At 52.6% G+C, this 4587-nt stretch carries 2 protein-coding genes and 1 pseudogene; 2 read left to right on the forward strand and 1 reads right to left on the reverse strand.

The features are described from left to right. Window positions 1-132, forward strand: a pseudogene (locus VGM55_RS00005) (IS3 family transposase); the annotation flags it as partial. Here the strand turns inward: VGM55_RS00005 and VGM55_RS00010 are convergent. Next, window positions 96-2012, reverse strand: a complete 1917-nt coding sequence (locus tag VGM55_RS00010) for a hypothetical protein (protein ID WP_331634187.1) — start codon at window positions 2010-2012, stop codon at window positions 96-98. The pseudogene VGM55_RS00005 and the gene VGM55_RS00010 sit on opposite strands and share 37 nt — an antisense overlap. Window positions 2013-2566: 554 nt before the next feature. Between VGM55_RS00010 and VGM55_RS00015 the strand changes: the two genes are divergently transcribed. Continuing rightward, a partial coding sequence (locus tag VGM55_RS00015; RefSeq protein WP_331634188.1) for a beta-glucosidase family protein occupies window positions 2567-4587 on the forward strand: 2021 nt, incomplete at its 3' end.

Below are 4587 nucleotides of genomic sequence, written 5' to 3' on the forward strand. Positions count from 1 at the left end.
AGCGCGATTATCCGCTATATCACGGGATATTACAGCGCCATCCGCCCACACTGGTACAACGGCGGCTTAACGCCCAACGAATCTGAGCGGCTGTACTACTTACAGTCTAATGCGGTGGCCAGTATTAGTTGACCACTACAGTACTGACGGCGCCAGGCTGACTGCTCTGCAGGAGTCATTTCTCTCACAGGGCCATCCCGACCTGCAGTAAGGTACCTCTCTTCTTTCTTACCTGATGGGGGAACAATAAAGGCGTTTCCGGCTCTTTTTTCCACCGGAACATACTGAGGATAATCAGGCCTTTTAACATACGTCTCCCCGGAGACCGGATGTCGCCACAAATTTGGCGGCGTTCCCTCGTCGTGTACCAATGCTGGCGCATCAACCGCTTTTGATTCTGCCCACCGCAATAACGTCTGTCCGGGAACCTGATTTTCTGTAGCAGAACCGCTATTTCTGAACGGATTACGTATTTTTCCGGCAACACCGTGTATAAGGTCTTGTCCTGAAAGCAGCATGTCCATGCCATCCGCCTCTGTGACAGGCTGTTTGAGCAGCGCCTTGCCTAGTAGCGTAAACGCCCAGCTCAGGGCGTTTGTTCCTTCAGCGCCCGAGGCCATGTCACGCACAAAACCGAAAACATGATCGCCCCCTTGTGCCAGCGCCCCCCCTCCTGACGTATCCTGTGGCCACACACCGGTCTGAACAAAGTGGCCCAGCCGCTCCTGCGCAGCCTCATTTCCCAGCGCTGATTTTATGAGCTCCACAGAACTGTGAAGGGGGCTGCGCATCATCTGACCAAGCACCAGAAGGCGTATGCCCCAGGTTTCACGCTCAGTGAATGTGGGCCTGATGCCTGGTTGTGGGGCGGAAAGAATATGGTAACGCTTGTTGGCGTCGTCCCACTCAAGAGGAACGGGGGGAAATCTGTCCCGGTGATGAGTTGCTGCCGGCAGGTTGATGCTGCCGCTATTGACAGTCACGTCCTTAGCCACCGGGGCATAGTTCCCTGCCAGCCCGAGCACTTCCCTGCCATGTACCCCCTGCATCTTCTGCTGTACAACAGTCTGATCTTTTTCTAACCCGTATAAGCCGGCATCTGCCAGCTTGGTGAGGAGAGTATTAACATGGGCAGTGGTGAGCGTCAGGTCCCACGCTCCTTCAGAAGTACGTTCAATTTTAAGGGGAGGCCAGGTTGTGGTATTCAGGCCAGCTGGTGATTTGATGTAATACTCGGTTACCTGCTTTTCTACCGAATTCTGCAGGCTGCTGTCCACATTTGTTGCTCCCGAAGGTATCACCGGAGGAAAAACTGACACTGTTTTTTTTCGTTCCTCAACAGCAAAAAAACGGCTGCCAATTTTTACGAAGAGGTTTTCCTGTCCCGGAATCGGTGATGTGCGCCGGATGAGTCCTGTATTTGTATCCACTGTGATGGCGCCGGTGCCGTTAGCTGGATACTGATAAATGCTTTCTGCCATGTCACGCAGAAAGAGGTTCGGCTCCACGGTCCAGCCCCCTCCCATGGTATCAGGAATAACTTTCATGGGCGGATAGCCTGGATGCGTTAGCGCTTTCTGCCATGTTTCCTCGACCGGAAAGGCGTGCCAGCGAACAAGATAACGCCGTGAGGCTTCCACAGAATGTCCGGTGTTCTGGTCGGTCTTGCGGGAGCGGGCATTGAAAATGCCCTCTTTCTCACCCGGTGTCAGGGGCCGGTCCCTGACTGCCACATTACCCTTTTCACCGGGTTGCAGGGCATACACAGGGAGGTTCACCTGACTGACGTGCTCAAATTTCAGTTTGCCATCTTTCTGCCTGTTCAGAATATGTTGGGTAGAGGTATCCGATATGACCTGATTCTGCTCTGTACGGAATGGCTCTGCGGGGTCAGAAGACACTGGCCTCTGAACGGGCCGGCGAACGATATGTGGTGAAAAGGCAGGAGTACGGTCACTGTCCGTGCGAACAACAGTAGAGTCAGAAGTACGGGCAGAATTAATGAGGGTCATATTTGGCTCCGGATGAGAGGAAATGCAAGGGGGGGGTGGTTAATGAAAGGTAGCTATTAAGTATTAAGTGTGTTAGCAGCAAAGAAAGTTTCCGGAACGCGCCGGTCACGTCCGGCAAAAAACGTTAAAAGATACCCGGGAAGAGGTAATCACGACCCCGTCTGTCAGACGGAATGTCGTTCAGAAAATAACCGAGGCCATTGGCAGACTGCTCCCCCCTGATGGAGTGCACCGGGTGACCAGCTGTCTTCTGGCCGTCGTGAGGCCTGTAACCTCAGGAAGGATGCAGATAATTGTTCAGGCGTAAATCATAATTAGAACTTATTGAAGATATGGAAATTTGATCTCATTCATCCTTTTAAAGATGACGATCCTGTTATTCTGTTTTGGAATAACAGGGCTGGCAGTAATCCGGTCATTCACCGGTCACGCGGCGACTTTTTATGGATCACCCACTCAGTGCTGAACATGATGTTTATCTGCAGCCAACGTTATTTCTGGGCCACACGGATGATCGATTCAGCATTGTTATTTGATAATGCTAAGGGACAAGTATGAAGCTCAAAAATGCGGGAATGTTAACGGCTTTTGCCCTCCTTTCTGCGCCGACGTTAGCGGCTCCCCAGTTAAAAGATTCTGATTCGATTTCTGCGGTCATTGCTGCAATGACGCCGGAAGAGAAAGCGGCCATCGTATCCGGTACCGGAATGAATAATGCCGAACGCGTTGAAGGCGCGGCCGGTTCCACTTTCGCGATCCCCCGGCTTGGTGTTCCGCAAATCGTCTTTGCCGATGGACCGGTAGGCGTTCGTCTGGGAGCCGGGCCTACCGGTGGTAAAAAAACGTTCGCCACCGGGTTCCCGGTGTCTGTCGCCATGGCAGCAACATGGGATCCTGCGCTTATCCAGCGTGTGGGCAGCGCTATCGGTGTTGAGGCCCGTCTGAACGGCGTTGATCTGATGCTCGGCCCGGCGATTAATATTCAGCGTAACCCCCTCAATGGGCGCAATTTTGAATATTTCACCGAAGATCCATTACTTAATGCCATTATTACCGCTGGTTATATCAACGGTATGCAGGCGGAAGGTGTGGGGGCGGTGCTTAAACATTTTGCCGCCAACAATCAGGAAACGCGCCGCCAGACTGTGAATGAGATTATTTCCGAGCGTGCGTTGCGGGAAATCTATTTCCCTGCCTTTGAGTATGCAATGGAGCATGCACAGCCCTGGGCGGTGATGAGCTCTTATCCGGCGATTAACGGCACGCCCGCCTCGCAGAATTCGTGGTTGTTAAAAGAGGTTCTGCGTAAGCAGTGGAAGTTTAACGGGTTTGTGATGTCAGACTGGTACGGCGTTACGGACCCGGCCGGTTCATTGGTTAACGGCAACGATCTCAATATGCCGGGCGGGCTGTCCGAGAAAGAGACACCGTTTCTGCGCCGCAATGCCGATCCGAAGGAAGTGGTGCTGGCAGGGCTGAAATCCGGTGCTATCACTCAGACGCAGATCGACGAAAATATTCGCAATATTCTCAATGTGGTGATTAAAACCCAGCGCTTTAAAAATGGCGACAAACCTGTGGCGGCGCAGCCCGTCCATCACTCGGCACTGGCGCGGCAGGTTGCGGCTGATTCGATGGTATTGCTGAAAAACGACGCCCAGACACTGCCGTTAAAAGCCCGTACGAAGGTGGTGGCCTTTGGTCAAAATATCGAGAATTTCTTCGTACTGGGCGGCGGCAGTGCGGAAGTGAATATCGATCCTGGCCGTCAGGTTTCATTACCGCAGGGGCTGAAAAACGCAGGGGTAGAGGTTATCCATCAGATCGGCGATAACGTGCTGGATGAGCACGCGAACAGTGAGGTGATAACCCATGCTGCCGCACAGAGCGATATTGCGCTGATTTCCATCGGTCGTAGTTCTACCGAGGGGGCGGATCGTTATTCGATGGCGATGCATCCTGAAGAAGTTGCGATGATTGAAAACGTCGCCAAAGTCTTCCATCAGCAGAATAAGAAAATTGTGGTTTTGCTGAATATCGGTTCACCGATTGAGATGGCCTCCTGGGCGCGCAACGCGGATGCCATTATTGTCACATGGCAGCCAGGCGAGCAGGCGGGTAATGCCGTCGCCGATATATTGACTGGCAACGTTAACCCATCCGGAAAACTGCCATTAACCTTCCCGCGGCGTCTTGAGGATTCCCCGAGCTTTGGCAATTATCCAGGCACCAGTAAGACCATCTTTTACGGCGAGGGTGTGTATGTTGGATATCGTCATTACGACACCCGCCAGATTGCCCCGATGTATCCGTTTGGCTATGGTCTGACCTATTCCAGCGTCAACTATGGTCAGGTGACCCCAAAAAGCCCGGTCTTTAATATTGATAAACAAACCAGCCTGAACGTCACAATTGCGGTGCGAAATACGTCGCGCATCGCCACCCAGGAAGTGGTTCAGCTCTACGTTCACGATAATGCCTCTCGTCTGGATCGGCCTTATCAGGAGCTGAAAGCGTTCGAAAAAGTCAAACTGACGGCGGGAGAAGAGAAGCAGGTGTCGTTCAAACTGGATAA

It is taken from the genome of Cedecea sp., assembly GCF_036500665.1.
Classification (GTDB): domain Bacteria; phylum Pseudomonadota; class Gammaproteobacteria; order Enterobacterales; family Enterobacteriaceae; genus Cedecea.

Coding starts and splice junctions, on each gene's coding strand:
- VGM55_RS00010 (WP_331634187.1), bottom strand. CDS start 2,012: ATGACCCTCATTAATTCTGCCCGTACTTCTGACTCTACTGTTGTTCGC.